Raw genomic sequence first — 25,566 nt, 5'->3', positions numbered from 1 at the left:
GTTCAGGCCTTGATCGCTTTCATCACGGCTTCGCCCAGCGTCGCCGGGCTGTCAGCCACGATGATCCCGGCCGATTTCATGGCCTCGATCTTGGACTCGGCATCGCCCTTGCCCCCCGAGACGATCGCCCCGGCGTGACCCATGCGACGGCCCGGAGGCGCGGTGCGGCCCGCGATAAAGCCAGCTGTCGGTTTCCAGCGGCCTTTTTTCTTCTCATCGGCCAGGAACTGCGCGGCTTCTTCTTCCGCCGAGCCACCGATTTCACCGATCATGATGATCGACTGGGTTTCGGGATCGGCCAGGAACATTTCCAGCACGTCGATGTGCTCGGTCCCTTTGATCGGATCGCCGCCGATGCCGACAGCCGTCGACTGGCCCAGGCCGACGTCGGTGGTCTGCTTGACCGCCTCATAGGTCAGGGTGCCCGAGCGCGACACAACGCCGACCGAGCCGCGCTTGAAGATCGACCCCGGCATGATGCCGATCTTGCAGGCATCCGGCGTCATCACGCCCGGGCAGTTCGGCCCGATCAGACGCGATTTCGAGTTCAGCAGCGCGCGCTTGACCCGCATCATGTCCAGCACCGGGATACCCTCGGTGATGCAGATGATCAGCTCCATCTCGGCGTCGATAGCCTCGAGGATCGAGTCCGCAGCGAAGGGCGGCGGGACGTAGATCACGCTGGCGTTCGCTTCGGTCACAGCCTTGGCTTCGTGGACCGAGTTGAAGATCGGCAGATCCAGATGGGTGCCGCCGCCTTTGCCGGGCGTGACGCCGCCGACCATCTTGGTGCCGTAGGCAATGGCCTGTTCCGAGTGGAACGTGCCCTGCGACCCGGTGATACCCTGGCAGATGACCCGGGTGTTTTCGTCAATGAGAATGGCCATTCAAATTACCCCTTCACCGCTTTCACGATCTTCTGTGCGGCGTCCGACAGATCGTCGGCGGCGATGACGTTCAGCCCGCTTTCGTTGATGATCTTCTTGCCCAGCTCGACGTTCGTGCCCTCAAGGCGCACGACCAGCGGAACCTGCAGGCCGACTTCTTTCACCGCGGCAATCGTGCCCTCGGCGATGATGTCGCAGCGCATGATGCCGCCGAAGATGTTGACCAGAATGCCTTTGACGTTGGGGTCCGAGGTGATGATCTTGAACGCCTCGGTCACTTTCTCTTTCGTCGCGCCACCGCCGACGTCGAGGAAGTTGGCAGGCTCGGCCCCGTAAAGCTTGATGATGTCCATCGTGGCCATCGCCAGACCCGCGCCGTTGACCATGCAGCCGATCTCGCCGTCCAGCGCGATGTAGTTCAGGTCGAACTTGGACGCGGCCAGTTCCTTGGGGTCTTCCTCGGTCTCATCGCGCAGCGAGGCGATGTCGCCGTGGCGGTACATCGCGTTGCCGTCGAACGAGACTTTCGAGTCGAGCACTTTGAGATTGCCGTCGGTCATCACGATCAACGGGTTGATCTCGAGCATCTCCATGTCTTTGTCGATGAAAGCACGGTACAGGTTCTTCACCAGCGCGACGCATTGCTTGACCTGCGCGCCTTCCAGACCCAGCGCGAAAGCGACGCGGCGGCCGTGGAAATCGGACAGGCCCGAGGCCGGATCGACCGAGAAGGAGATGATCTTCTCAGGGGTCGAGGCGGCGACTTCTTCGATGTCCATGCCGCCTTCGGTCGAGACGACGAAGGACACGCGCGAGGTGCCACGGTCGACCAGCAGCGCAAGGTAAAGCTCGCGCGAGATGTCCGAGCCATCCTCGATGTAGATGCGGTTCACCTGTTTGCCGGCCGGGCCGGTCTGGTGGGTGACGAGCGTACGGCCCAGCATCTGCTTGGCCATCGCTTCGGCTTCTTCCACCGACTTGGCGAGACGGACACCGCCCTTTTCGCCCGCTTCGGCTTCCTTGAATTTGCCCTTGCCGCGACCGCCCGCATGGATCTGGGCTTTCACCACCCAGAGCGGACCATCCAGCTCACCGGCTGCGGTCTTGGCGTCTTCGGCGCGAAGGACGACACGCCCGTCCGACACCGGAACCCCGTAGGTGCGAAGCAAAGCCTTCGCTTGGTATTCATGGATATTCACGGAACTGTCCCCGTCTGCTGCGAATTTGGCCGTGTAATGGCACATGTGCAGCGTGGCACAAATGGAATATTCGTGCAAATCTGCGCGATGTGGGGTTTTTCTCTGGTTTGTGATCACAGCCTGAAAATGTGTGATCACAACGAGAGAGGACGTGATCGCCTCGGGCAGACAGACTCACGGCGCAACGACTCGCACAGGCGACAACGGTATGGCAGACCACCAAAACGCGACAACACCCGGCGCCGGGTCGCAGCCCGCCGGGCTGCTACGACCCGTGCTGACGCTCGGACTGACGCAAATCGTCGGTTTTGGCTCGATCTACTACGCCTTTGGCGTGCTGGTCACGCATATGAGCGCGGATCTGGGCATCACGCCGACCCTTGCCTATGGGCTGCTTTCCGCCGCCTTGCTGGCAGGCAGCCTGACCGTCCCGCTTGCAGGCCGCTTGATCGACCTGCGCGGCGCGCGCGGGATGATGGCGGCGGGATCGGTGGCGGCGGCGGTGGGCTTTGCGCTGCTGTCGCAAAGTGCGGGGGCATGGACCCTGGCCGCGACGCTGGTGCTGATCGAACTGATCGCGCCGCTGGTGCTGTATGACGCCGCCTTCGCCGCCTTGGCGCAGGCGGTGGGCGAGGCGCGGGCACGCCGGGCGATCACGCTGATGACGCTGCTGGGCGGCTTTGCGTCGACCGTGTTCTGGCCGCTGACGCTGTTCTTGCAGGATGCCGTCGGCTGGCGCGGCGCGTTCCTGACCTTTGCCGCGCTGCATCTGCTGGTCTGCCTGCCGCTGCACCTGTCGCTGCCCAAACTGGCGGCAAAGGGCACCGCCGCCCCCTCGTCCGCCCCGGCCTTCCCGCCTCTGCCCCCGCATCTGCACGGGCGCGCCATGGCCCTGCTGGCGCTTGGCCTGTCGTTGAGCTGGGCGATGATGTCGGCGTTCAGCGCGCAATGGGTGCCGGTGATGGCAGCGGTCGGGGTGTCGCAGGCGACGGCCGTGGCGGCGGGGGCGCTGATGGGACCGGCGCAGGTGCTGGCGCGGCTGGCCGAGATGCGCTTTGCCGCGCACCGTCATCCGATGATCACCGCGGTCTTCGCCATGGGCTGCCTGTGCACCGCCGCGCTGGTGCTGCTGGTGGCCCCCGTGGGGATCGTGTCGGCCTCGGCCTTTGCGGTGCTGTTCGGCATCGGGCAAGGGCTGGCGACGATGGTGCGCGGCACCGTGCCCTTGGTGCTGTTCGGACTGGCGGGCTATGCGGCGCGGTTGGGCAAACTGGCCAGCCTGCGTGGGCTGGTGGCGGCGGTCGCCCCCTTCGCCATGGCCGGATCGCTGGCGTATTGGGGGGCGTCCGTCACGCTGGGGCTGGCGGCCTTGCTGGCCGCCGTGTCGCTGGCCGTTCTGGCCGCGGTACCGTGGCGGGTTAAAGGATAACCGGCGTGCGGTCGCCGGTCACAAACCGGCGCAGCACGGCAGGATACAGCCGGTGCTCCTGCACCAGCACCCGCGCGGCAAGGCTGTCGGCGTCATCGCCCGGCAGCACCGGCACCCGCGCCTGACCCAAGAGCGGCCCGGCATCCAGATCGGCGATCACCTCATGGACCGAGCAGCCCGCCTCGGTATCGCCGGCATCCAGCGCGCGCTGGTGGGTGTGCAGGCCGGGGTATTTCGGCAGCAAGGACGGGTGGATGTTCAGCATCCGCCCGGCAAAACGCCCGGTGAAATCGGGCGTGAGGATGCGCATGAACCCGGCCAGACAGATCACGTCGGGCTCAGCCGCCAAGAGCGGCTCCAGCAGCGCCGCCTCGAACGCCGCGCGGTCGCCCTTGAACGGGCGATGCTCGGCGACGGCGGTGGGAATACCCATCTCGGCGGCGCGCGCCAGACCCTTGGCGGCGGGATCGTTGGACAGCACCAGCACCGGCCGCGCCGGGTGATCCCCGGTCATCGACTGCGCCAGCGCCACCATGTTCGACCCGCCGCCCGAGATCAGCAGCGCCACCCGTTTGCGCGTCTGGCTCAAAGGATGTGGCCGGAATAGGCGACGCCCTCGCCCTCGACCACCGACCCGATGCGCGAGACGGTCTCGCCCGCCGCCAGCAGCAGGGCCTCGATCGAGTCGGCCTGTTCAGGGCTGACCACAACGATCATGCCGATGCCGCTGTTGAAGGTCTTGAGCAGTTCCGGCTCGGACAGCTCGGCCACGCCCGCCATCCATTTGAACACCGGCGGCAGTTCCCACGAGGTCAGGTCGATCTGAGCGCCCAGACCCTCAGGCAGGACACGCGGCAGATTCTCGGTCAGACCACCGCCGGTGATATGCGCCAGCGCGTGCACGCCGCCCGCCTTGATCGCCGCCAGCGCCTGTTTCACATACAGCCGGGTCGGCGCCAGCAGCGCCTCGCCCAGCGTGCCCTCTTCGCCAAACGGCGCGGGCGAGTCCCAGGTCAGGCTCGATGCCTCGACGATCTTGCGCACCAGCGAATAGCCGTTGGAATGCACCCCGTTCGAGCCGAGGCCCAGCAGCACGTCCCCCGCCGCCACGCCGGCGGGCAGATCCGAGCCGCGCTCCATCGCGCCGACGGCAAAGCCCGCCAGATCAAAGTCGCCCGCGTGATACATGCCCGGCATTTCCGCCGTCTCGCCGCCGATCAGCGCGCAGCCCGACAACGCGCAGCCCTCGGCGATGCCCTCGATGATGCGGGCGGCCTGATTGACGTCCAGCTTGCCGGTGGCAAAGTAGTCCAGAAAGAACAGCGGCTCCGCGCCCTGACAGACCAGATCGTTGACGCACATCGCCACCAGATCAATGCCGATGGTGTCCACGTTGCCCGTGTCGATGGCGATGCGCAGCTTGGTGCCGACGCCATCCGTTGCGGCCACGAGGACCGGATCCGAATAGCCCGCGCCCTTCAGATCAAACAGCGCGCCAAAGCCGCCGAGCCCCGACATGGTGCCGGGCCGCGCCGTGCGCTTGGCGGCTGGCTTGATGCGTTCCACCAAAGCGTTGCCCGCGTCGATATCGACGCCCGCTTGAGCATAGGTCAGTCCCTTGGTCCCGGTCATCACATCCCCCGAGGTGGTTTGCGCCGCGTTACCGCATCCCGGGATGGGGTTCAATGCGCTTCCCTTGGGGACCGGGGGTTTTAGGCGACAGAGCCGGTTTGTCCGCGCCAGCCACCAGCAGCGCCGGGCAGAGACCGCACTTATGCGGGTCTGCGCGGATTCAAAACGGGGGCCGGGCACAGGGCGGCTTCGTCGGGGGTCAGCGGGCGCAGGCCCGTCGCCTGCCAGTCATCGCGCGGCCCGGCAACAAAAGGGGGCGCCGGGCGCTCGTCGCTCAACCCCGCCGCCGCTGCGCGCCGTGCGCCACGGCTGCGCCAGTTGTGACGTTCGGCACGGCTGAGGACGGGCTCGAACGCATCAACAAAAAACGCGACATCGCGGCCCAGCCGGGGCCCGCGCTGCGACAGGTTCGACACCCGCGCAAGCCGCGAAAACCGGCGGCGGATCTCGGCGGGGGTGAGCGCGTCGCCCGCCGACAGGACCCGGCGCAAGATACGCCGCACCTCGACATTGCGCACGCGGGTATGCGCGGCGCGGTCGGCGAAGAATGCGAAATCGATCTCGGTCGGTTCCAGCCCGGCATCGCGCCACGCGTCCATGAAGGTGCGGATCTTGCCACCGTCGAAACTGGCCGACTCATAGAGCGCCGCGTAAATCGCCCGCACTTCGGCCCGCGACCCCAGCGCGGCAAAACCCTGCGACCATGCCTGCCGGCGCGGGAAATCGACGTAGATCCCGCACAGATAGCGCCGCAGTTCGTCGTCACTTTCTGGCGTGATCTGCAGATCGAACATACGGCGCAGCGCCCCGGCCTCGGCGCCAAAGGCGGTGTCCACCAGCGCCCGGTCCAGCCGCTCGACCCGGGCCAGAATGGCAAGGATCTCGTGCCCGTGCCCCGCCGTCGCCCCATTCGGACCCCAGGTCAGATAGGACGCGCGGTCGTTGGTATAGCAGGTAGGGTCCTCGGCCAGAGGGTCGTAAATCTCGCTGTTGTTCTGGCAGAAATTCCATTCGGCCGGGCTGGCAATCTCGGTGCCCTCAAACGCCAGCAACAATGCCCTTGCGCGCGTGCGCGCATCGGGCACCGGGCGGTCCGGCAGCAGCAATTCCCAGAACGCCTGCGTGATCGCGCCCTCATGCGCAGCGGAGCCTTCTGGCAAGCGCGCAGCAATCGGCGGGCAGGTGGCGGCAAGAGCAATCGCCGTGCGGGTCTGCACCCCGAAGCGCCCGTCCGGCTCGAGCCGCAGATCCTCGCCACAGGCCAGCAGGATCAGATTGACCGCGTGCTGAAAATCCGCAATCGCGCCGGTTCGGCCATCAGCCAGAACCCCCGCAGGACGCCCGGTATCGGGGCCGGTGTGACGATACAGAACAGGATCTTCCACAGGCACATCGGCCCCGGCGCGCAAGGCAGACAAGACGCCAAAAACCGCTGCCAGTGCAACCCTGCGCATTAACGTGACCGATGTTAAGACTTTTGCAAAATAAATGTGACGATACGAACGATGCAATCATCGGGTCAAGGCGCTTGCGCCCGATGGTGCCTGCGCGCCGGTCACAGAGCGTTGATCCGACCCGCCGCGCCAATCTTGACCCCCGCCCCCAACATGGGTACGCAGTTGGCGACTGGGCCTGTAGCTCAATGGTTAGAGCAGGGCGCTCATAACGCCTTGGTTGGGGGTTCGAGTCCCTCCGGGCCTACCAACCCAACCCGTTGATCGCGCAGCACAGCGGCAGCGCGCATAGGCATCGGCGACGCCGGGTTCGGTCTGGACAACCTCCCGGCCTTGGGAGAACACTGGGGACTGTGGCGCCGACGCGCGTCTTGACGGTTTTGATCGGCGGCATGCACAGCAAACTCATTCTCGATACTGACGGCGGCGTCGATGACGCACAGGCGCTGTTGATGCTCATTGCAGCCGGGCGCACGCCCGATGCGGTGACCACGGTCTTTGGCAATGTCGATCTCGACGCCGCGACCCGTAACATCTTGTCGGTGCTTGCCGTCGCAGGGGCCGGTGACGTGCCGGTGCACAAGGGCGCACCCGCAGCGCTGGTCAATCCGCCGATTGCCGCGCGCGAGATCCATGGCGCGGATGGGCTGGGAGGGGCGCCGCGCCCTGAAAGCCAGCCCGAAGCCGCAGGCGATGATGCCGTAGGTTTCCTGGTGGCCGAACTGCGCGCGGCAATCGCCGGGGGCTGGAAGGTCGATCTGCTGATGATCGGCCCGCTGACCAACCTCGCGCTGGCCCTGCGCTGCGCGCCCGATTGCGCCGCCGGGGTGGGGCAGCTGGTGATCATGGGCGGCACCATCGACGGGCGCGGCAACGTGACGCCCGCCGCCGAATTCAACATCTACGCCGACCCCGAAGCCGCGCAGATCGTGCTGACTGCGGGGCTGGAAACGCTGCTGGTCCCGTGGGAGACCTGCGCCGATCACCGGATGAGCGGCGCTCAGGTCGCGGCGCTGTTTGACGATACGCCCGAAACCGCACAAACCCGCTTCTCGGCAGCCCTGTCGACCCATGCGATGAAGGTCATCAAAGGCTTTACTGGCGAGGATTATTTCCGCTTCGTTGATCCCCTGGCTGCCGCCGTGCTGATCGACCCCGCGATTGCCACCGAAACCCTCACCGCCTCGCTCGATGTTGCGCTCGCCCCCGGGCTGACGCGCGGCATGGTCGTGGTGGACCCTTCCGGGCGGCTGGGAACGCCGCCCGTCACGCTGCTGCGCAAGGCCGATATCGCGCGCGTGATTGCTCTCTACGCGGCCTCGGTTTCTGCATGACTTTTCCTGCCGACCTGCTGATCAACGCCCCCGATGAAGTGAAAATCCGCCAGCGCCTGACCCGCGTGGCGCGTGGCGATTTGCCTGCCGACACCCGGCTCAGGGTCGGTCGGCTGCTGGATGTGCATTCGCGGATGTGGCTGAGCGATCAGGAGATCATCATCGCCGGCAAGCGCATCGCTTATGTCGGCCCCGCCGGCAGCTGGCCGGGCGAGGCGGCGCAAACGGTGGACCGCTCAACCCTGATGGCCGTGCCGGGCTTCGGCGAGGTGCACAAGCACATCGAGTCGAGCCATGTCTCGCCCGAATGGGAGGCAGCCCTTGTCCTGCCGCATGGCAACACCTGGACCTGCGAGGCAAGCCACGAGTTTTCCAACGTCAACGGCGCGCGCACGCTGGAATTCTGGCTGGCCGCGCGGCTGGCGGGCAGCCCGCAAAAGATCTTCCCGCTGCCCGGCTCGGCCGTGCCGCCGACCGCCTATGAATGGGGCGGTGGCTGGTTTGGCCGCGACGAACAGGCGGCGTTCATGGCCGAAAGCCTGATGGTGGCGGGGCTGGACGAGGTGATGGACTGGCCCGCCGTCTGGTCGCCCGAGAACCCCTCGTATGACCGGCTGTGGGGGATGATCGAGGCGACCTTCGCCGCGCGCGGCGTGGTCGAGGGGCACGCGGCGGGGATGCGCGATCTGCCCAACATCAACGCCTTTGCCGCCGCCGGGCTGGCGTCGGACCACGAGGCGTGGACGGCAGAGGAGGTGTTGGACAAGCTGCGGCGCGGGTTGTTCATGGAGCTGCGCCCGCATTCGGTGAAAGAGATGATCGCCGGGCTGCTGGAGGCGGGGCTGAGCGACTGGAGCCAGTTTGCGCTGACCACCGATGACCGCTCGTGCTCGGACACGATGAAACTGGGGGCGACGGATTACAACGTGCGGCTGGCGATCGAGGCGGGGCTGACGCCCGAAATCGCCATCCAGATGGTCACGATCAACCCCGCGCGGCACATGCGGCTGACGCCCTGGGTCGGCTCGATCGCGCCGGGGCGGTTTGCCGATGTGGTGCTGCTGGATGATCTGGACACGCTGTCGATTGCGCAGGTCTGGGCGGATGGCGCGCAGGTGTCGGACGGTGCGCGCTATCTCAAACCCGTGCCGCAGATGGACTGGCCGGAATGGGCGACCAAGACGGTCAAGATCGACCGCACGATAACCGCCGCCGACTTCGCCATCCCCGCCGAACCGGGGCGCGAGACGATGCAGGCGGCGCTGCTCAGGCCGTTCCACTGGGCCGATGACTTCCTGACGATGGCGCTGCCGGTCGAAAACGGCCACGTCCAACGCGACGCGTCACGCAACGTGACCAAATTCGCCATCGTGGATCGGTTTTCGGGCGCGGGGAAAACCTCGGCGATGTTCTGGCTGGGCACGGGGCCAAAGACGCCTGATTCGGCATTGGCCTGTTCGATGGGCCACGACAAGCACAATATTTGGGCAGTTGGGTCGTCAGATGAGGCAATGGCTCTTGCCGTCAACGCGCTGAACGACCTCCAGGGCGGCTGGGCGCTGGTGCGCGAGGGGCAGCTGGTGGCGACCGTGCGCTACGAGATCGCCGGGCTGATGACCTGCCGCCCGCCCGAGGAACTGGATGCCGAAATGCAGCGCCTCTACACGGAAGGCGCGAAAATTGACTGGATGTACGAGCCGACATTCAGCCCCCGGTGGTATCCCGGCTTTCCCGAGCGGCTGGCCTTTGCAACCCTCACGTGCGCACCGTGGCGCTGGGTGCTTGTGGCACCGTCGCCGCTGGCGCCCGAGGGGTTCGTCAATGTCGCCACCGGCCAGACGCATCCGGTCGTCTGGTGATCACGGCTTGGTGACGCGATCCCTTGCATTGCCGTTTTTGCGCCCTTAGCGTCTCTGGGCAAACCGCTCCGGCATCCTGGCCGGAGCCCAATCACCCCCAGCCCGTGGATACCCATGATGCCCCGTTTGAAAAGCCTCACCCTGTCGTCGCTCTCGACCCTCGCCCTGCTGGCCGCCGCGCCCGCCGGTGCCACCACGTTCACCATTTCCTGGTGGGGCTTCAACGGCGACAAGCTGCAAGACATCATCGTCAATCCGTTTCAGGAAATGTGCGGCTGTGAAGTCGTGTTTGAAACCGGCAACAACGGCGACCGCGTGAACCGGCTGCAGATGCGCAGCGGTGCCGGGGTGGACGTGATCTATCTGACCGACAGCTACAGCCAAGCCGCCATCGAACAGGGCCTGTTCCAGCCCATCGACCGCGCCCAGATCCCCAACATCGACCAGCTTTATGATCTGGCGCAGGCACCGCAGGGCGAATTCGGCCCGGCTTATACCGTCGGCCGTATCGGTCTGGTGTACGATGCAGCCCGCGTCAGCCCGCCGATCACCTCGTGGAACGACCTGTGGCGTGAAGATCTGGCCGGGATGATCTCGTTGCCGAACATCACCACCACCTCGGGCCCGATGGTTGTGCTGCGCGCCGGTGCCCATGCGGGCGTCAACGCGTTCGAGGATGCCGATGCGGCCTTTGGTGCGCTGGCCGAACTGGTGCCGAATGTGGTGACGAACTACAACACCGGCTCGGAAATGATCAACCTGTTCTCGACCGGCGAGATTGCCGTGTCGATGACCCAGGATTTCACCCTGAACCCGCTGCGCGCCGCCGTGCCGACCATCGAATGGGCACAGCTGGAAGATGGCGAAATCGCCGTGCTGAACACGCTCAACATCCCCGTGGGGTCCGAGAACGTCGAGCTGGCGCATCAGTTCATCAATTTCGTGCTGTCGGCTGAGATCCAGCAGCAGCTGGCCGAGCAGGGCGTCGATGCCCCGGTCAACACGATGGTTGATCTGACCCCGGAGCAGGCGTCCGCCTGGACCTATGGCGCCGATCAGATTGCCAGTCTGCACCGCATCGACTACAGCCAGCTGAACCCGGCCCGCACCCAGTGGCTGGACCGCTGGAACGAAACCTTCGGCATGTAACCGAACGACACCTACGCTGGGCTTTGAGCCCCTTGGCCGGTCCCGCAGACCCCGGGACCGGCCTTTTCTGACCAAGGCGGCCCGGTCAGGGCCGCATCGCTGGATACGCTTATGAAACGAATAGCCGGATGGATGCTGGCCAGCCCCGCGACCTTGGCGATCACCCTGTTGCTGGTGCTCCCGGTTGCCGCGACCATCGGCATGACCTTTGGTCCCAGCGACGGCGGGCCCTGGGGCATCGTCCAACCCTACGCCAATTTCTTTGACTCGGCCTTTCAGCGCCGCGTCCTGTGGCGCACCTTCGAGGTGGCCGGCTGGGTTACCGTGATCTCGCTCGCTGCCGGTCTGGTGACCGCCTATGTCGTCGCGCGCTGCCCGCCGTGGATGAAATCCACGCTGGTGGTGCTGGCGGTATTCCCGCTGCTGACCGGGGTTGTCGTGCGCTCGTTCGCGTGGCTGGTGCTGCTGGGCCGTCAGGGCATGATCAACGAATTCCTGCTGTGGATGGGGGCTATCGAGGCCCCCCTGAGCATGCTCTACACCCCCGGCGCGGTGATCGTCGCCATGGTCTATATCTTTGTGCCGCTGATGGTGCTGGTGCTGGTCGGCGTGCTGGAGAATATCCCCGAGGATCTGTTGCAAGCCTCGTCCTCATTGGGCGCGGGACCGGTAGCCAGCTTCGTGCAGGTCACCCTGCCGCTGGCCGTGCCCGGGCTGATCGTCGGCGCAGTGCTTGTGTTCACCGCCAGCTTCACCTCTTACGCGACGCCGCATCTGCTGGGCGGATCGCGGCAGATGATGATGGGCACCTTCCTGCAACAACGCGCGATGGTCGCCTTTGACTGGCCCGGCGCGGCCGTTGTCGCCGCGATCATGCTGGCGGTCATCGTGGCCACGGTGTTGGTGATGACCCGGCTCGCGCGCCGCCTGAACCCGATGGCGACCTGACATGACAAACCGCATCCACCCCGTTTTGATCGCCTTCACGATCCTGATCTATCTGTTCCTGCTGGGACCGCTGATCATCATCTTCGGCGCCTCGCTGTCGGACACGACCTATCTGACCTTCCCGCCGCAGGGCCTGAGCCTGCGCTGGTTCGAGAATATCTGGGAAATCTCGGCCTTTCGCCGCACCATCGTCACCTCGCTGCAAATGGCGATCCTTGGCACCTCGATCGCACTGCTGATCGGCATTCCCGCCGCCTATGCGCTCAACCGCTACCGGATCGCCCTGCCCGGCTGGCTGTCGACGCTGTTCGTGCTGCCCATTCTGGTGCCCGAAATCGTCATCGGCTTCTCGCTGCTGCGCTCGGTCACCGTGCAGGCGGGAATTCCGGTGTGGTACGCGCTGCTCATCGGCCACACGCTCTTGGTGATCCCTTACGTGATCCGCGTCGTGTCGGCCTCGCTCGCGTCCTTCGATTTCTCGATTGAAGAGGCCGCCGTCAGCCTTGGCTCGCACCCGGCGAAGACGTTCTTCACCATCGTGCTGCCCAACATCCGCTCGGGTGTCATCGCCGCTTTCATCCTGTCGTTCATCACCTCGATCAACGACGTCTCGGTATCGCTGTTCCTCACCGGCCCCGGCATCTCGACCCTGCCGATCCAGCTGCTGGCGCATATGGAACAATTCTTCGACCCGACCATTGCTTCGGTCTCGGTCGTGCTGATGCTGCTCACCATCATTGTGATGATCATCGTCGAGCGCACGCTCGGCCTGGCCATCGTCGCCAAGTAAGACCAAAGCCCATGACCCTGCCCCTGACCATCGACGCCATCACCGCCCATTACGGCACCACCAAGGTGCTTGAAGACCTCTCGCTGTCGCTGGCCGAGGGCGAGCTTGTCTCGCTGCTGGGCGCGTCGGGATGCGGCAAGACCACGACGCTGCGTCTGGTGGCGGGTTTTCTGCAACCGACGTCCGGGCGGATCACGCTGGGAACCAAGGATCTGACCCGCCTGCCCGCGCATCAGCGCGACATCGGGCTGGTGTTTCAGAACTACGCGCTGTTCCCGCATCTGACCGTGCGCGAGAACGTGGCCTTCGGGCTGAAGCAGCGCAAGGTGGCCACCGCCGAGCGCCTCAAACGCGCCGATGCGATGCTGGACCGGGTGGGGTTGGCGCATTTGGCCGACCGGCTGCCCGCCGCGCTGTCGGGCGGGCAAAAGCAGCGCGTGGCGCTGGCCCGCGCGCTGGTGATCGAGCCGCCGCTGTTGATGTTCGATGAGCCGCTTTCGAACCTCGACGCCAAGTTGCGAGTCGATATGCGGGTCGAGATCCGGCAGCTGCAACGCGCCAATGGCACCACGGCGCTGTATGTGACGCATGATCAGGAAGAGGCGTTCTCGATCTCGGACCGCGTGGCGATCATGCATCAGGGCCGCATCATGCAACTGGACACGCCCGAGGTGCTCTACCAGCGCCCGGCCAACGCCTTCGTGGCCAATTTCGTCGGCTTCGAGAACCTGATCCCGCTCACCGTCAGCGCCCGCAACGGCGCGCTCGTCACGGCGCAGACGGCCGAGGGCGCGGTGCTTGAGCTGTCGCAAGACCAGCTTGGCCCGATCCCTGACCGCTTCACACTGGCCACGCGCCCCGACGGGCTGGTCGTGACGACCGATCCGGCGGCAGCGGGCCTGCCCGCCACACTGGGTCTGCGCACCTATCTGGGCCGGGCGTATCAGTATCAGGCCAAGGCGGGCGGGTTGTCCGTCGTTGCCAACAGCGCGCTGTCGCAACCGCTGGACGCGGGTGCAGCCGTCCGGCTGACCCCCAACCCCGAGCAATGCGCCATCCTGCAACCCGAATGAGCACCCTGCTCACCAACGCGTGGCTGCTGACGATGGACGCGGGCATGACCCAGCACCGCCACGGCTGGGTGCTGGTCAACGGCGACCGGATCGCGGCCTTGGGCAGCAGCACCCCGCCCCCCGCCGACACCGTGGTCGATATGGGGGGCGACGTGGTCATGCCCGGCATGGTCAACCCGCACTGCCATCTGGCCATGTCGCTGTTCCGCGGTCTGGGCGAGGATGTGGACGACCGCCTGTTCCGCTACATCCTGCCGCTGGAACGCAAATTCGTCTCGCCCGACATGGTGCGCGCGGGCACGGCGCTGTCGGCGCTGGAGTCGATTCAGGGCGGCGTCACCACCATTGCCGACATGTACTATTTCGAGACCCTGGTGGCCGAAGTCATGGACCGCGCGGGCTTGCGCGGCGTGCTGGGCCAGACGCTGGCCGATTTCGCCGCACCCGACCACGCCACATTCGACGAAGGCTTCGCGCTGTGCGATCAGCTGGCCGACCGGCTGGCCGGGCACCCGCGCCTGACCGCCTCGATCGCGCCGCATGCGCCCTATTCCACCGGCCCCGCCCTGATGGAACGCGCCGCGCGCTGGCACGATGACCACCCCGACAGCCGCATCCAGATCCATCTGGCCGAAACCGAGCCCGAGGTCGTCTGGGCGCAGCGCGAACACGGCATGACCACGACCGCGCTGACCGCTGCCACCGGCCTCTTGCGCCCCGGCACCGTGGCCGCGCATTGCCTCTTGGTCGATGACGCGGACATTGCGCTGATCGCCGCCTCAGGCGCCGGGGTTGCGCATAACGCCCGGGCCAACGGCAAGGGCGGGCGCGGCATGGCGCGGGTCGAGGAGATGCGCGCGGCGGGCATCGCCGTGGGCATCGGCACCGACGGGCCGATGAGCGGCAACACGCTGGACCTGTTCGCGCAATTCGCGCCGGTGTCGATCTTCGCCAAGATCCTCGGCCATTCGCGCGGCCCCCTGCCCGCCGCCGACGTGATCCGCATGGCCACCATCGAGGGCGCACGGGCGCTGCGGCTGGACGACCGGATCGGCTCGCTTGAACCCGGCAAACAGGCGGACCTGATCCGCATCTCACTGGACGCGCCGCGCCTGCATCCGGTCTATGATGTCTTCTCGATGCTGGTCTATGCCGCGATGGCCAGCGATGTGCGCGACGTGATGGTGGCGGGCCAATGGCTGATGCGCGACCGGCAGGTGACTACGTTGGAGCCCGCCAAGGTCATGGCCGACGCGCTGCAGATCGCCGGACAGTTTCAGGCCGAAATGGCCGCCATCGACGCGAGGGTTTCATGAAGGTCATCATCGACACCGACCCCGGTCTGGATGACGCCGTGGCGATCCTGTTCGCACTGGGCGCTCCGGGCTTTGACGTGCAGGCGATCACCAGCGTCGCGGGCAACATCGGCATCACGCGCACCACCGACAACGCGCTGCGGCTGTTGGCGGTATGCGGCGCAAATGTGCCGGTGGTGCGGGGGGCCGAGGGACCACTGGCCGGTGAAGGCCTGAGCGAAGAGGCGATCCACGGCGCCGACGGGCTGGGCGGCGTGGCCTTGCCCGCCCCGCTGGCCAAGGCGGTGCCGGATGCTGTGAGCTTCATGGTCGCGCACCTGATGAACGAACCCTCGGGCAGCGTGACGATCCTCGCCCTTGCGCCGCTCACCAACCTTGCGCTGCTGGCGCGCGACCACCCGGCGGCCTTCGCCCGGCTGGGTGGCATCATCGCCATGGGCGGCACGGTCCATGAGCCGGGCAACGCTGGCCCCTACGCCGAGTTCAACCTCGCCGCTGATGCGCTGGCCGCCGATATCGTGCTGGGCGCGGGCGTGCCGCTGACGCTGATCCCGCTCGACGTCACCCGCCAATTCCGCGCCACGCCCGCCCATCTGGCCGACTTGCGCGCCGCCGGAACGCCTGCGGCCACCACCGCCGCCGCACTGATCGAGGCGTATTTCACCGGCTCGACCCGTGAATCCCGCCCGCTGCACGACCCCTGCGTGATGCTGCTGGCCTTGGCACCGCAGATCTTCGGCACCGACCCGATGCGCCTGCGCGTCGACACCGGCGACCATCCGGGCCGTCTGGTCCCCGACAACGCCCGCCCCGCCATCAACGTGGCGATGCGGATCGACGCCGAGGCCGCGCGGGAAACCCTGTGGGCGGGGCTGTGCCGTCCGGTCAGTCGGTAAGCTCAGAACGCACCAGTTCGGTCCAGAACGCCACGCCCGAGGCAATCGCCGCGTCATTGAAGTCATAGCGCGTGTTGTGATGCAGCGCGCCGTCCACGGCCGGGCCATTGCCCAGCCAGACATAACACCCCGGCACCTGCTGCGAGAAAACGGCGAAATCATCGCCAGCCGTCGAGGGCGGAAAGGCGCGGCGCACCTTGGGCAGCGCGCGCTGCGCGGCCTTCAGCGCGCGGGCGGTGGCGTCGGGATCGTTGATCACCGGCGGCACGCCGCGCCGGTAGTCAAAGCGCGCCGTGATGCCATAGGTCGCCGCAATGCCTTGGGCGATGCGGTTCAGTTCCGCCTCAAGCTGGTCGCGCACATCGGGGGCATAGGCCCGCGCCGTGCCACCCACCCGCGCCGTGTCGGGGATCACGTTGAGGGCCGAGAAATCCCCTGCCGACAGCGCGCAGGCGCTGACCACGGCGGGTGCCAGCGGATCGACCACCCGCGCGACGATGGTATGGACCGCCGTCAGAAACGCCCCCGCCGCCGTGATCGCGTCACGCCCCAGATGCGGCTTGGCACCATGCGTGCCGGTGCCGGTGAACACCACCTCCCAGCGGTCCGAGGATGCCAGTTGCGGCCCCTCGACCACGGCCATCTCGTCAGGGTCAAGACCGGGCATGTTGTGCAGCCCATAGACGCGATCCACGGGGAACTGCTCGAAAAACCCGTCCGCAACCATGCGCTGCGCCCCGCCGCGCCCCTCTTCGGCAGGCTGAAAGATGAAATGCACCGTGCCGTTGAAACCCCCGTCCCGCGCCAGTTGCCGCGCCGCGCCCAGCAGCATCACCGTGTGCCCGTCATGGCCGCAGGCGTGCATCCGGCCGGGGTTCTGGCTGGCATAGGGCAGGCCCGTGTGTTCGGGCATCGCCAGCGCGTCCATGTCGGCCCTGAGCGCGATGCGCCCGTGCCCGTTACCCCGCCGCAGCGTGCCGACCACGCCGGTCTCGCCCAGCCCGCGATGCACCTCGATCCCCGCCTCGGCCAGCTTCTCGGCGACGAGGGCGGCGGTGCGGGTTTCCTCGAACCCCAGTTCGGGATGGGCGTGCAGATCGTGGCGCAGGGCGACCAGCATCGCCTGTTCATCATCGGGAAGGGTCGCGGTCATGTCTTGCCAATCGGTCAGTGAGTTTGCCATACCGCAAAGTGACCCATCCCCCCGCCGAATGCCAGAGGTAGACCCGCCATGACGCTCGCTCCGCACGACTTCTGGCAGCAGATCTTTGCGCTGGGCAGCTATGCCACCGGCCCCGGCACTGTCCACAGCCACCACTATCCAGCCACCCTGCCCGATGGTCGCCAGATCCTGCTGCCGATCCGGGTGCTGCCGGGGGATGGCACGCAGGCGGTGGCCTCGCTGATCGTCAATCAGGCCTCGTTTGTTGTGCATGACGCGCTGGTCGAGGGGATGGCGGCACTGTGGGCCGACGCAAAGGCCGACGTGGTGATCGGTGTTCCGACTTTGGGCCTGACGCTCGCCACATCGCTGGCGCGGCGGTTTGGCCATGCGCGGATGGTGGCTTTGGGCACGTCGCGCAAATTCTGGTACGACGAGGCCCTCAGCGAGCCCCTGAAATCGATCACCACCCCCGGCGGTGGCAAGGACATCTATCTGGACCCGCGCATGCTGCCCCTGCTGCAAGGCCGCCGGGTGCTGCTGGTGGATGATGTTGTCAGTTCCGGTAGTTCTCTGGCCGCCGTGTTGAGGCTGCTGGACAAGGCCGGGATCGCGCCGGTCGGCGTTGCCGTCGCGATGGAACAAGGCACGAAGTGGCGGCAGGCGGTGCCGGGGCCTGAGCGGGTCAAGGGAGTCTTCGCAACGCCGATCCTGCGGGCGGTGGACGGCGGGTTCGTGAGCGACGCGGCCTGAATGGCCGGTTGCGCCCTGCGGCAAACTTTGCTCTGCTCGCGCCAAATTTCAGATCAACGGGAGAGACACGATGGGCGAGTTCATCACGCTGCCAACCGAGGATAACGTCCCGCTGCGCGCCTACCGGGCCGAGCCCGAGGGCACGCCGCGCGGCGGCGTCGTGGTGCTGCAAGAGATCTTCGGCGTCAATCACCAGATCCAGAGCACCGCTGACCGCTTTGCCGCCCTTGGCTATCTGGCCATCGCGCCCGCCGTTCAGGACCGGGCGATGCCGGGCTTTTTCACCGATGACTACTCGCCCGAGCAGTTCACCAAAGCCCGCAGTTTCATCGGCAGCTTCAAACTGGATCAGGCGCTGCTGGATGTGAAAGCGGCGGTGGCCGAAGCGGCCAAAGCAGGCAAGGTCGGCGTTACCGGCTATTGTTTCGGCGGCATGCTGACCTGGCGCGCGGCGCATGCCGGGATGGGGCTGTCGGCGGCCTCGGGCTATTACGGCGGCGGGGTGATGAACTATATCGACGCCGCCCCGCAGATCCCGATCGAGATGCATTACGGCGACCGTGACGCGGGCATTCCGCTGGAGCAGGTCGAACAGTTGCGCGCCCGTTATCCGCAGTTGCCGATCTACGTCTATGACGCCGATCACGGCTTTTACAACGACGAGCGCAAGCCGACCTTCGACGCCCCGGCGGCGACTGTCGCCTTCGCCCGTACCGCCGAATTCTTCGCCCGGCACCTCGCCTGAGCATGGCGGACACGGACGCGGCGCTGGCCGCCGGATGGCGGGCGGCGGTTCAGGCGGTCGCGGACAGCCGCGCCGCCCCGCTGTCCGCCCGCCATGCCCTGCACGCCGCCGTGGCGCTGGACCGCCTGTCGGATCTGGCCCACGCGCGGCGCGCGGCGCTGCCCTCGCCTTTGGCGCGGGCGGGCGATATCCTGAGCTTCCGCGCCGCGTTGCGGGCCGCCGACCCGGCGTTCGGGCCCCTGATGGACCTGACCGCCTGCAGCGCGAACGGCCCGCATCTTGCCCTGATCGCCACCCAGATCCCGCCCGAAGGCTTCGCCAGCCTGCCGGTCGGCGATCTGATGGTCAGCCTGTATAACGCCGGCACGGTGCCGCGCCTGTATCTGGTCACGCCGGCGGAAAGCCTGCCCATGCAGCCGTTGTTGCAAGCGGCACTGGACTGGTGGCGTGTCGTTGTGCCGCACGCCGCTGCGGGCTGATCACGCTTGCGTCACCTCGTGGCCCGCCGCGTGACTTAGGCCAATCTGTCCTATCTCTGATCCATAGGATCACCCGGGGAGGGACCGCAGATGACGCGCATGACGGCCAAGGATTTCGATCAGGGTCTGCTCGACCTCTATGATTTCTATGCCCATGGCAAATTGACCAAACGCGACTTTCTGGAGCGTGCGGGAAAATACGCGGTTGGCGGCGTGACGGCGGGTGCCCTGCTGGGGATGCTGTCGCCCGACTACGCGCTGGCCCAGCAGGTCAGCGCCGACGACCCCGAGATCGCCGCCACGTATATCACCTACCCCAGCCCGAACGGCACCGGTGACGTGCGCGGCTATCTGGTGCGCCCGGCTTCGGCCGAGGGGCCCCTGCCGGCGGTGCTGGTCATCCACGAAAACCGTGGCCTGAACCCCTATATCGAAGACGTCGCCCGCCGTCTGGCAAAGGCCGGGTTCATGGCGCTGGCGCCGGACGGGCTGACCTCGGTTGGCGGGTATCCCGGCAATGACGCTGAGGGGCGCGAGCTGCAAAGTCAGGTCGACAGCACGCAGTTGATGAACGACTTCTTCGCCGGGTTCGAGCACCTGCTGGCGCGTGAGGATTGCACCGGCAAGGTTGGCGCTGTCGGCTTTTGCTATGGGGGCGGCGTGGTGAATGCGCTGGCGGTAGCCTATCCCGAACTGACCGCTGGCGTGTCCTTCTATGGCCGTCAGGCCGATGCCGCCGACGTTCCCCGTATCGAAGCGCCGTTGATGCTGCATTACGCCGCGCTGGACGAGCGCATCCTGCAGGGATGGCCGCCGATGGAAGCCGCGCTGATCGAAAGCGACAAGGTCTACGAGGCCCATATCTACCCCCATGTGAACCACGGGTTCCACAACGACAGCACGCCGCGCTACGACGAAGCCGCCGCCGCGCTGGCATGGCAGCGCACCCTCAGCTGGTTCACCATCTATCTGACCTGACGACGCTCTGCGCCGTCAGCCAACCCACGCGTGCGGCACGGATGACAGCGTGTTCGCCCGCTGAACCGCGTCCTGCGACGCGTCGATCAGGTGTTGCAGCAAGACCTGCACCGCCGGGTTCAAGCGCCGGTTCTCTGGCACCATCGCCTTGATGGTGAAATCGGGCAGCCGGAAATCGGGCAGCACCGCCACGATCCGCCCGGCCTCGACCGCCGGTTGCGCGATGTACGAGGCCAGCGTCGCAAAGCCGAGGCCATGCTCGACCGCCTTGAGCAGCATCGTGCTGTCATTGGCGGTGAAGCTGTTTTGCACCTCGACGCTGACCGTGCCCGAAGGCCCCTCGAACACCCATGTTGCCCCGGTTGCCGCAAAGACGTTGCATTCCCGCCCTGCCAGATCGCGCGGGTGATCGGGCATGCCATGGGTCCGCAGATAGTCGGGCGAAGCGACCAGAAGCCGTTTCATTCCGCACAAGGGGATATCGGCGACGTTTGTGTAGGTCGTCGGCAGGGCACCGATGGCAATATCAAAGCGCTCTTCGATCGGATTGACCGAGCGATCCATCAACACCAGTTCGATCCGCACCCCCGGATGCGCGCTGCGAAAGCTCACCAGCGCGTCGCCGATGTAATACATCGACAGCGTGGTCGGGCATTTGATCCGCAGATGCGCCTGCAACGCGCTGCGCGGCCCCCAGCCGTCGTGCAGAACCGCGTCGAGTTCGGGCAGCGCGGCCTGAAAGCGCAGGCTGTAGACGCGGCCCGCTTCGGTCAGGGCCAGCTCGCGCGTCGAGCGCACGAAAAGCGGCGTTTTCAACTGGTGTTCCAGCTGCGAGACCCGCTTGGACACCACCGAGGGCACGGTATCCAGCGCCCGTGCGGTGGCCGAGAAGCTGCCGTGCCGCGCCACGGCCAGAAATGTGCGGATATTGTCGAGCGTATCCATGAAAGCCCCCAAGCGGCGCCCCGCCCCTTTCGCAATCCGCGAAAGCTGACGCGTCGATATAGCTCTTTTTCATCAAAATCGATTCGTTAACAATGAATTTCTGGTTGCCCGATCTCACGATCGGACCCCCTGCAGGGAGGCAGGGCGCAACCACCGAGGAATTTGGGAGGTTAGGTTTATGGGGGATTCTCCCAACACGGGGACAATCGAGGTCCGGCGGAATGCGCCTGCGCCGCGCAAACTGGTGGCGGATGTGTGCGTGGTCGGTGCGGGGATTTCCGGCGTGGCGGCGGCTCTGGAGGCCGCAAAGCTGGGCCGTCGTGTGGTGTTGGTGGACAGCCAGCCGGCACTGGGCGGACAGGCGGTCAATTCGATCATTGCCACGTTCTGCGGTCTGTTTTCCAACGGCACGCATGGCTATCAGTTCACCTATGGCATCGCCAATGACATCCTGAACGCGCTGGGCGCGCAGGAGCAGGCGCTGCATTACCGCAACGGACCGACCACCACCGTGGTCTATTACGACGAGGTGGCGCTGGGTCGCTGGGTCGAAAGCAGCATCCTGACCGCCGGTATCCAGCCCGTGCTGGGGGCCACGCTGATGGCCACGGATGTGGTCAATGGCCGCATCCTGAGCGCGCAGTTCATGACCCGCTACGGCGCGGTCACGGTCGAGGCCGAGGGCTTTGTCGATGCCAGCGGCGATGCCGCGCTGGCGTGGCAGGCGGGTCTGGCCTGCCGCGAGCCGGAAAATCACAAGGTGTTCGGCACGCAGATGGTCGTGCTGGAAAACATCAACGAGGCCGCGCAGCCCTCGAAGCAGGCGATCAGCGCCCGGATGAAAGAGCGCGGCGATGCGTATGGGCTGACCCGGCGCGAGGGGCTGGGCTTTACCATCCCCGGTCGCGGCATCGTCGCGATGAACATGACCCATGTCGAAACCCCGCTGGACCCGGTCGAAGCCTCGATCAAGGCGCTTGAGGGCAAGCAGCAGGCCTCGATCGCCGTCGATTTCCTGCGGGCAGAATTCCCCGAGTGTTTCGGCGCGGCGCGTGTGCGCTCGTTCGGTCTGCCCGGCATCCGCCAGACGCGCTGGATCGTCGGCCAGCACCAGCTGACGGTCGACGAGATCAAGGCGGGCACCAAGTTCGACGACGCCATCGGTCGCACGGCATGGCCGATAGAGCTGCATGACCACGGCGACGGGCATCACTGGATCACCTTCGACGAAGATCATGTGCATTACATCCCGCTGGGCAGCCTGATCTCGCCCGAATGTCACAATCTGGTCGCCGCCGGGCGCTGCATCGACGCTGACAGCGCCGCGCTGTCCAGCGTGCGGGTGATGGGGCCGTGCATGGCGATGGGCATGGCTGCGGCGCAGGCGCTGGATCTGGCGGGCTCGGGCTCGGTGCATCAGATAGACCGCGACAAGCTGCGCGAGCGCGTGTCGGACAATGTCGAGCGCCGCGACTATCGCTGGACACCTGAACAGCTGGCAAACCCGGTCACCGCCTGAACCCAAGAAAGGCGACCCCATGCATTTGACAGACTATGAGAAATCCCTGCTGAACGGCGATCAAGGCCCCGCCAAAGCCCGCGCCATGGACCTGCTGCAACGCTATGGCGAGGCTTTGGGGGCCGAGCGGCTGGTCGAGACGGCGAATGTGGCCGGGGCGTTCAATGCCTCGACCCCCTCGGTCGCGCCGATTGCCGCCAAGGGTTTCGACCGGGTGTTTTCCGAGCTGAATCTCGACAGCGACGATACCGTCGACATCCCGCATATGGCGGTGCCGACCTGTCAGCTGATCACCGGCATCGACAATGACAACTGGGAACTGCAGGGTGTCGATCCCGAGCTGGCCCGCATGCAGCGCGAGTCCGAGAAATTCCTCGGCAAGCGCGGGGTGAACCTGATGGCCACCTGCACGCCCTATCAGGTCGGCAATGTGCCGGTGCTGGGCGAGCATTGCGCGTGGATGGAATCCTCGGCCGTCATCTATTGCAACAGCGTTCTGGGCGCGCGCACCAATGTCGAAGGCAAGGAAAGCACCGGCGCGGCAGCACTGACCGGGCGCATCCCCTATTGGGGCTATCACCTGCCCGAAAACCGCTTCGGTTCGCATCTGATCGAGCTGGATATCGAGGTCGACGATATGGCCGACTGGGGGGTGCTGGGGTATTTCATCGGCGGCGAGGTCGAAGAGAACATCCCCGTCCTGAACGGCATCTCGCACCAGCCCAACCTTGTGAAACTCAAGCATTTCGGCGCGGCGGCGGCCTCGTCCGGCGGGGTCGAGATGTACCACATCCCCGGCGTCACGCCCGAGGCGCGTTCGGTGGCCGAGGCCTTCGGCCCCAAACGCTCGCTCCGCACCATCCGCTACGGCGCGCGCGAACGGCTGGCGACCTATGAGCGGCTGCAGAACGCCACCGACCGCAAGGTCGATTTCATCATGCTGGGCTGCCCGCATGCCTCCATCGAGCAGATGGCGCTGATCGCGCATATGCTGGAAGGCAAGCGCATCCATGCCGATGTGGCGCTGTGGGTCCATACCCCGCGCGCGATCCGCCAGATCGCCGAGCGCAGCGGCTATTGCGAAATCATCGAGGCCGCCGGCGGTGTGGTGATGAGCGACACCTGCCCGGCCATCTCGCGCCGGATGCCACCCGGGGTGCGCGTTATCGCCACCGACAGCGCCAAACAAGCGCATTACCTGCCCGCGATCACCAAGGTGCAGGGCTGGTTCGGCACCGTGTCCGATTGCATCAACGCCGCTGTCACCGGCCAATGGCAGGGGGTGGCGGGATGAGCACGCTTACAGTCACCGGGCGCAAGGTCGTCGGCGGCAAGGCCGCGGGCGAGGCACTGGTCACATCGCAGACGATCTCAGGCTGGGGTGGCATCAACGAGCGCGACGGCTCGGTGATCGAGCTGCAGCACGAGCTGCGCGGTCAGTCCTTTGCCGGCAAGATCCTGGTGTTTCCGGGGGCCAAGGGTTCGTCCGGCTGGTCGGCCTATTTCCACATGACGCGGATCAACGGCGTCGCCCCGGCGGCGATGATCTTTACCCGCATGACCACCAAGATCGCGCTGGGGGCCGTGGTGACACGCGTCCCCGCGATGACCGATTGCGACCAGGACCCGCTGACGGTGATCGAGACCGGCGACTGGGTCGAGATCGACGCCGACGCAGGCACCATCACCGTCACCAAACGAAAGGGCTGAGACCGTACGGCAAGGCGACGGTGGAGGACCGTCTGAACAACAAACCAAGGGAGGATAAGACACATGACAGTATCCAGATGGTCACGGATCGGCGGCGCTATGATGGCGCTCGGCCTTGTGACTGCCACCAGCGCCGCCGCCCAAGAGTATGAATGGCCGCGCTTCATCAACGTCATCACGCCGATTGTCGGCACGGCCAACCATTCGCTCGCCGTCGCGTGGACGTCGGAATTTTCCGCGCAGACCGGCTCACGCGCGCGGGTTCTGCCAGCGCCCAACGGCTTTACGCGGGTGCAATGGCTCAACACCGACGAGGGCCGCATCGCCATGCTGCAGGCGTCGGATTACTTCGACCAGATGGACGGGGTCGAAGGCTTCGCCTCGCCCATGGCCGGACCGGCGGATACCCGCGTTGCCAACATGAACATGGTCACGCCCTGGGGCTACATGGTGCGCGGCGACAGCGACATCCAGTCGATCGAGGATATCGGGCCGGGCACGCGGATCTCGTTCTCGCCCAGCTCGTCGTTTCTGGTCGCCGGGGTCAACGCACTTCTGGCCTATAACGGGCTTGATGCCAGCGATGTCGAGCTGGTCGAGGTCGGCAACTACGGGGCCAATACCCGCATCGTGGTCGAAGGCCGCGCGGATGTGACCTTTACCTCGCCGCTTTCCGGTCCCAGCTACGAGGCCGAGGCCGCGCCCGGTGGCGTGCGCTGGATCCCGCTGCCTGCGGCGTCCGACAATCCCGAGGCCTTTGCCCGCTACCGCGCTTTCCAGCCGGGCTATGTGCCGCGCGAAACGGTGGCCGGTGTGACCTCGTCCCTCGGCGTGCCCATGGACCATGCGTTTCAGGCCAACCACGTCCGTGCGGACGAGGATGAGGAGCTGGTCTACCAGCTGCTCAAATGGCTGACCGAAGAGCATGAATCCTTCCGCGAAGCCTTCACCCACGCCAATATGATGAGCGTCGACAGCCTTGTGGCCTTCATCGAGGCCGGCACCCTGCAGCCGCTGCATCCCGGCGCGATCCGGTATCTGGAGGAAATCGGCGTCTGGACGCCCGAGTATCAGGCTCATCAGGACGCGCTGGTCGAGATGGCGCAGACCCGCGTGGCGCTGTTCGAACAGGCCGTGGCCGATGCACAGGCGCAGGGGATTGATACCAACCCCGAAAACGCCGCTTGGGTCGAGTTCTGGCAACAGGCGCTGGCCGATGCAGGCGTGACGCAAAGCTACGGCGAAATGGTTCTGGCCCTGCCCTGACCCCTTGGCCGACGGCGCAATCCGCGCCGTCGGCCCTCGTCCT

The 25,566-nt window shown here is 66.2% G+C and carries 24 protein-coding genes and 1 tRNA gene; 18 read left to right on the top strand and 7 right to left on the bottom strand.

Translation table 11 applies throughout. The annotated features are described in order from the left end of the window. Positions 1-2: 2 nt before the first annotated feature. Entirely contained in the window at positions 3-887 is an 885-nt protein-coding gene (gene sucD / locus OKW52_RS05445) for a succinate--CoA ligase subunit alpha (RefSeq protein ID WP_264504811.1), read from the bottom strand. Between the two features lie 5 nt (positions 888-892). Continuing rightward, on the bottom strand, positions 893-2,086 hold the full coding sequence (gene sucC, locus OKW52_RS05440) for an ADP-forming succinate--CoA ligase subunit beta (protein ID WP_264504810.1): 1,194 nt from the start codon (positions 2,084-2,086) through the stop codon (positions 893-895). A 208-nt stretch (positions 2,087-2,294) separates the two neighbouring features. Here sucC and OKW52_RS05435 point away from each other — a divergent pair, with 208 nt between their 5' ends. Continuing rightward, positions 2,295-3,515 (top strand): MFS transporter, encoded by a 1,221-nt coding sequence (locus OKW52_RS05435; RefSeq protein ID WP_264504809.1) that lies wholly within the window; start codon positions 2,295-2,297, stop codon positions 3,513-3,515. Here the strand turns inward: OKW52_RS05435 and purN are convergent. From purN to OKW52_RS05420, 3 genes are all read right to left on the bottom strand, one after another. Then, positions 3,505-4,104 carry a phosphoribosylglycinamide formyltransferase gene (gene purN, locus OKW52_RS05430; protein ID WP_264504808.1) on the bottom strand — a complete coding sequence of 200 codons (600 nt, stop codon included), beginning with the start codon at positions 4,102-4,104 and terminating at the stop codon, positions 3,505-3,507. The genes OKW52_RS05435 and purN overlap by 11 nt on opposite strands. Next, positions 4,101-5,147 (bottom strand): phosphoribosylformylglycinamidine cyclo-ligase, encoded by a 1,047-nt coding sequence (gene purM / locus OKW52_RS05425; RefSeq protein WP_264504807.1) that lies wholly within the window; start codon positions 5,145-5,147, stop codon positions 4,101-4,103. The genes purN and purM overlap by 4 nt, the downstream gene beginning before the upstream one ends. 140 nt (positions 5,148-5,287) lie before the next feature. Next, positions 5,288-6,601: a hypothetical protein gene (locus OKW52_RS05420; RefSeq protein ID WP_264504806.1), complete on the bottom strand. Its 1,314-nt coding sequence runs from the start codon at positions 6,599-6,601 to the stop codon at positions 5,288-5,290. Between the two features lie 174 nt (positions 6,602-6,775). Between OKW52_RS05420 and OKW52_RS05415 the strand changes: the two genes are divergently transcribed. The 9 genes from OKW52_RS05415 to OKW52_RS05375 all read left to right on the top strand — a co-directional run bounded on the left by OKW52_RS05415 (position 6,776) and on the right by OKW52_RS05375 (position 15,966). Continuing rightward, positions 6,776-6,851: transfer RNA gene (locus tag OKW52_RS05415), tRNA-Ile, on the top strand. A 142-nt stretch (positions 6,852-6,993) separates the two neighbouring features. Beyond that, positions 6,994-7,935 carry a nucleoside hydrolase gene (locus OKW52_RS05410; RefSeq protein WP_264504805.1) on the top strand — a complete coding sequence of 314 codons (942 nt, stop codon included), beginning with the start codon at positions 6,994-6,996 and terminating at the stop codon, positions 7,933-7,935. Beyond that, positions 7,932-9,794, top strand: a complete 1,863-nt coding sequence (locus OKW52_RS05405) for an adenine deaminase (RefSeq protein WP_264504804.1) — start codon at positions 7,932-7,934, stop codon at positions 9,792-9,794. The genes OKW52_RS05410 and OKW52_RS05405 overlap by 4 nt, the downstream gene beginning before the upstream one ends. 117 nt (positions 9,795-9,911) lie before the next feature. After that, positions 9,912-10,943 (top strand): ABC transporter substrate-binding protein, encoded by a 1,032-nt coding sequence (locus OKW52_RS05400; protein ID WP_264504803.1) that lies wholly within the window; start codon positions 9,912-9,914, stop codon positions 10,941-10,943. A gap of 111 nt (positions 10,944-11,054) precedes the next feature. Further along, positions 11,055-11,891 carry an ABC transporter permease gene (locus tag OKW52_RS05395; RefSeq protein WP_264504802.1) on the top strand — a complete coding sequence of 279 codons (837 nt, stop codon included), beginning with the start codon at positions 11,055-11,057 and terminating at the stop codon, positions 11,889-11,891. A gap of 1 nt (position 11,892) precedes the next feature. Then, complete coding sequence (locus OKW52_RS05390; RefSeq protein WP_127105239.1) at positions 11,893-12,681, top strand: ABC transporter permease; 789 nt, start codon at positions 11,893-11,895, stop codon at positions 12,679-12,681. An 11-nt stretch (positions 12,682-12,692) separates the two neighbouring features. Further along, the gene (locus OKW52_RS05385) at positions 12,693-13,754 is read left to right on the top strand and encodes an ABC transporter ATP-binding protein (RefSeq protein ID WP_264504801.1); all 1,062 of its coding nucleotides are present in this window, start codon (positions 12,693-12,695) and stop codon (positions 13,752-13,754) included. Continuing rightward, positions 13,751-15,070 (top strand): amidohydrolase family protein, encoded by a 1,320-nt coding sequence (locus OKW52_RS05380; protein WP_264504800.1) that lies wholly within the window; start codon positions 13,751-13,753, stop codon positions 15,068-15,070. The genes OKW52_RS05385 and OKW52_RS05380 overlap by 4 nt, the downstream gene beginning before the upstream one ends. Next, positions 15,067-15,966: a nucleoside hydrolase gene (locus OKW52_RS05375; RefSeq protein ID WP_264504799.1), complete on the top strand. Its 900-nt coding sequence runs from the start codon at positions 15,067-15,069 to the stop codon at positions 15,964-15,966. Before OKW52_RS05380 ends, OKW52_RS05375 begins: the two co-directional genes overlap by 4 nt. On the opposite strand, the gene OKW52_RS05370 is transcribed toward OKW52_RS05375, so the two are convergent. Further along, positions 15,956-17,149 (bottom strand): M20 aminoacylase family protein, encoded by a 1,194-nt coding sequence (locus tag OKW52_RS05370; protein WP_264504798.1) that lies wholly within the window; start codon positions 17,147-17,149, stop codon positions 15,956-15,958. The genes OKW52_RS05375 and OKW52_RS05370 overlap by 11 nt on opposite strands. A gap of 48 nt (positions 17,150-17,197) precedes the next feature. Here OKW52_RS05370 and OKW52_RS05365 point away from each other — a divergent pair, with 48 nt between their 5' ends. From OKW52_RS05365 to yghX, 4 genes are all read left to right on the top strand, one after another. Beyond that, positions 17,198-17,881, top strand: coding sequence for a phosphoribosyltransferase (locus OKW52_RS05365; RefSeq protein WP_264504797.1), 684 nt, complete (start codon positions 17,198-17,200; stop codon positions 17,879-17,881). A gap of 70 nt (positions 17,882-17,951) precedes the next feature. Beyond that, on the top strand, positions 17,952-18,626 hold the full coding sequence (locus OKW52_RS05360; protein ID WP_264504796.1) for a dienelactone hydrolase family protein: 675 nt from the start codon (positions 17,952-17,954) through the stop codon (positions 18,624-18,626). Between the two features lie 2 nt (positions 18,627-18,628). Next, on the top strand, positions 18,629-19,105 hold the full coding sequence (locus OKW52_RS05355) for a hypothetical protein (protein WP_264504795.1): 477 nt from the start codon (positions 18,629-18,631) through the stop codon (positions 19,103-19,105). 90 nt (positions 19,106-19,195) lie between these two features. Then, positions 19,196-20,083, top strand: coding sequence for a YghX family hydrolase (gene yghX, locus OKW52_RS05350; protein ID WP_264504794.1), 888 nt, complete (start codon positions 19,196-19,198; stop codon positions 20,081-20,083). Between the two features lie 15 nt (positions 20,084-20,098). On the opposite strand, the gene OKW52_RS05345 is transcribed toward yghX, so the two are convergent. Then, complete coding sequence (locus OKW52_RS05345; RefSeq protein WP_264504793.1) at positions 20,099-21,028, bottom strand: LysR family transcriptional regulator; 930 nt, start codon at positions 21,026-21,028, stop codon at positions 20,099-20,101. Positions 21,029-21,206: 178 nt separating this feature from the next. Between OKW52_RS05345 and OKW52_RS05340 the strand changes: the two genes are divergently transcribed. The 4 genes from OKW52_RS05340 to OKW52_RS05325 all read left to right on the top strand — a co-directional run bounded on the left by OKW52_RS05340 (position 21,207) and on the right by OKW52_RS05325 (position 25,523). After that, on the top strand, positions 21,207-22,547 hold the full coding sequence (locus OKW52_RS05340; RefSeq protein ID WP_264504792.1) for an FAD-dependent oxidoreductase: 1,341 nt from the start codon (positions 21,207-21,209) through the stop codon (positions 22,545-22,547). Between the two features lie 19 nt (positions 22,548-22,566). After that, positions 22,567-23,841 carry an aconitase X catalytic domain-containing protein gene (locus tag OKW52_RS05335; RefSeq protein ID WP_264504791.1) on the top strand — a complete coding sequence of 425 codons (1,275 nt, stop codon included), beginning with the start codon at positions 22,567-22,569 and terminating at the stop codon, positions 23,839-23,841. Further along, positions 23,838-24,257: an aconitase X swivel domain-containing protein gene (locus OKW52_RS05330; protein ID WP_264504790.1), complete on the top strand. Its 420-nt coding sequence runs from the start codon at positions 23,838-23,840 to the stop codon at positions 24,255-24,257. The genes OKW52_RS05335 and OKW52_RS05330 overlap by 4 nt, the downstream gene beginning before the upstream one ends. Positions 24,258-24,320: 63 nt before the next feature. Then, positions 24,321-25,523 carry a TAXI family TRAP transporter solute-binding subunit gene (locus OKW52_RS05325; RefSeq protein ID WP_264504789.1) on the top strand — a complete coding sequence of 401 codons (1,203 nt, stop codon included), beginning with the start codon at positions 24,321-24,323 and terminating at the stop codon, positions 25,521-25,523. Positions 25,524-25,566: the final 43 nt, after the last annotated feature.

The organism is Pararhodobacter zhoushanensis, assembly GCF_025949695.1.
In the GTDB taxonomy this organism is placed as follows: domain Bacteria; phylum Pseudomonadota; class Alphaproteobacteria; order Rhodobacterales; family Rhodobacteraceae; genus Pararhodobacter; species Pararhodobacter zhoushanensis_A.
The sequence above is the reverse complement of the archived record's forward strand: the minus strand, read 5'-3'. Positions and strand labels throughout refer to the sequence as shown.

Excerpts from the sequence above, each read along its gene's own strand:
- OKW52_RS05355 (WP_264504795.1), top strand. The coding sequence starts at position 18,629 with ATGGCGGACACGGACGCGGCGCTGGCCGCCGGATGGCGGGCGGCGGTT.
- sucD (WP_264504811.1), bottom strand. The coding sequence starts at position 887 with ATGGCCATTCTCATTGACGAAAACACCCGGGTCATCTGCCAGGGTATC.
- OKW52_RS05330 (WP_264504790.1), top strand. The coding sequence starts at position 23,838 with ATGAGCACGCTTACAGTCACCGGGCGCAAGGTCGTCGGCGGCAAGGCC.
- OKW52_RS05405 (WP_264504804.1), top strand. The coding sequence starts at position 7,932 with ATGACTTTTCCTGCCGACCTGCTGATCAACGCCCCCGATGAAGTGAAA.
- OKW52_RS05390 (WP_127105239.1), top strand. The coding sequence starts at position 11,893 with ATGACAAACCGCATCCACCCCGTTTTGATCGCCTTCACGATCCTGATC.
- OKW52_RS05400 (WP_264504803.1), top strand. The coding sequence starts at position 9,912 with ATGCCCCGTTTGAAAAGCCTCACCCTGTCGTCGCTCTCGACCCTCGCC.
- OKW52_RS05340 (WP_264504792.1), top strand. The coding sequence starts at position 21,207 with ATGGGGGATTCTCCCAACACGGGGACAATCGAGGTCCGGCGGAATGCG.
- OKW52_RS05375 (WP_264504799.1), top strand. The coding sequence starts at position 15,067 with ATGAAGGTCATCATCGACACCGACCCCGGTCTGGATGACGCCGTGGCG.
- purM (WP_264504807.1), bottom strand. The coding sequence starts at position 5,147 with ATGACCGGGACCAAGGGACTGACCTATGCTCAAGCGGGCGTCGATATC.
- OKW52_RS05420 (WP_264504806.1), bottom strand. The coding sequence starts at position 6,601 with ATGCGCAGGGTTGCACTGGCAGCGGTTTTTGGCGTCTTGTCTGCCTTG.
- OKW52_RS05360 (WP_264504796.1), top strand. The coding sequence starts at position 17,952 with ATGGGCGAGTTCATCACGCTGCCAACCGAGGATAACGTCCCGCTGCGC.
- OKW52_RS05435 (WP_264504809.1), top strand. The coding sequence starts at position 2,295 with ATGGCAGACCACCAAAACGCGACAACACCCGGCGCCGGGTCGCAGCCC.
- OKW52_RS05335 (WP_264504791.1), top strand. The coding sequence starts at position 22,567 with ATGCATTTGACAGACTATGAGAAATCCCTGCTGAACGGCGATCAAGGC.
- OKW52_RS05365 (WP_264504797.1), top strand. The coding sequence starts at position 17,198 with ATGACGCTCGCTCCGCACGACTTCTGGCAGCAGATCTTTGCGCTGGGC.
- OKW52_RS05345 (WP_264504793.1), bottom strand. The coding sequence starts at position 21,028 with ATGGATACGCTCGACAATATCCGCACATTTCTGGCCGTGGCGCGGCAC.
- OKW52_RS05395 (WP_264504802.1), top strand. The coding sequence starts at position 11,055 with ATGAAACGAATAGCCGGATGGATGCTGGCCAGCCCCGCGACCTTGGCG.
- OKW52_RS05410 (WP_264504805.1), top strand. The coding sequence starts at position 6,994 with ATGCACAGCAAACTCATTCTCGATACTGACGGCGGCGTCGATGACGCA.
- OKW52_RS05380 (WP_264504800.1), top strand. The coding sequence starts at position 13,751 with ATGAGCACCCTGCTCACCAACGCGTGGCTGCTGACGATGGACGCGGGC.
- OKW52_RS05385 (WP_264504801.1), top strand. The coding sequence starts at position 12,693 with ATGACCCTGCCCCTGACCATCGACGCCATCACCGCCCATTACGGCACC.
- yghX (WP_264504794.1), top strand. The coding sequence starts at position 19,196 with ATGACGCGCATGACGGCCAAGGATTTCGATCAGGGTCTGCTCGACCTC.
- OKW52_RS05370 (WP_264504798.1), bottom strand. The coding sequence starts at position 17,149 with ATGGCAAACTCACTGACCGATTGGCAAGACATGACCGCGACCCTTCCC.
- OKW52_RS05325 (WP_264504789.1), top strand. The coding sequence starts at position 24,321 with ATGACAGTATCCAGATGGTCACGGATCGGCGGCGCTATGATGGCGCTC.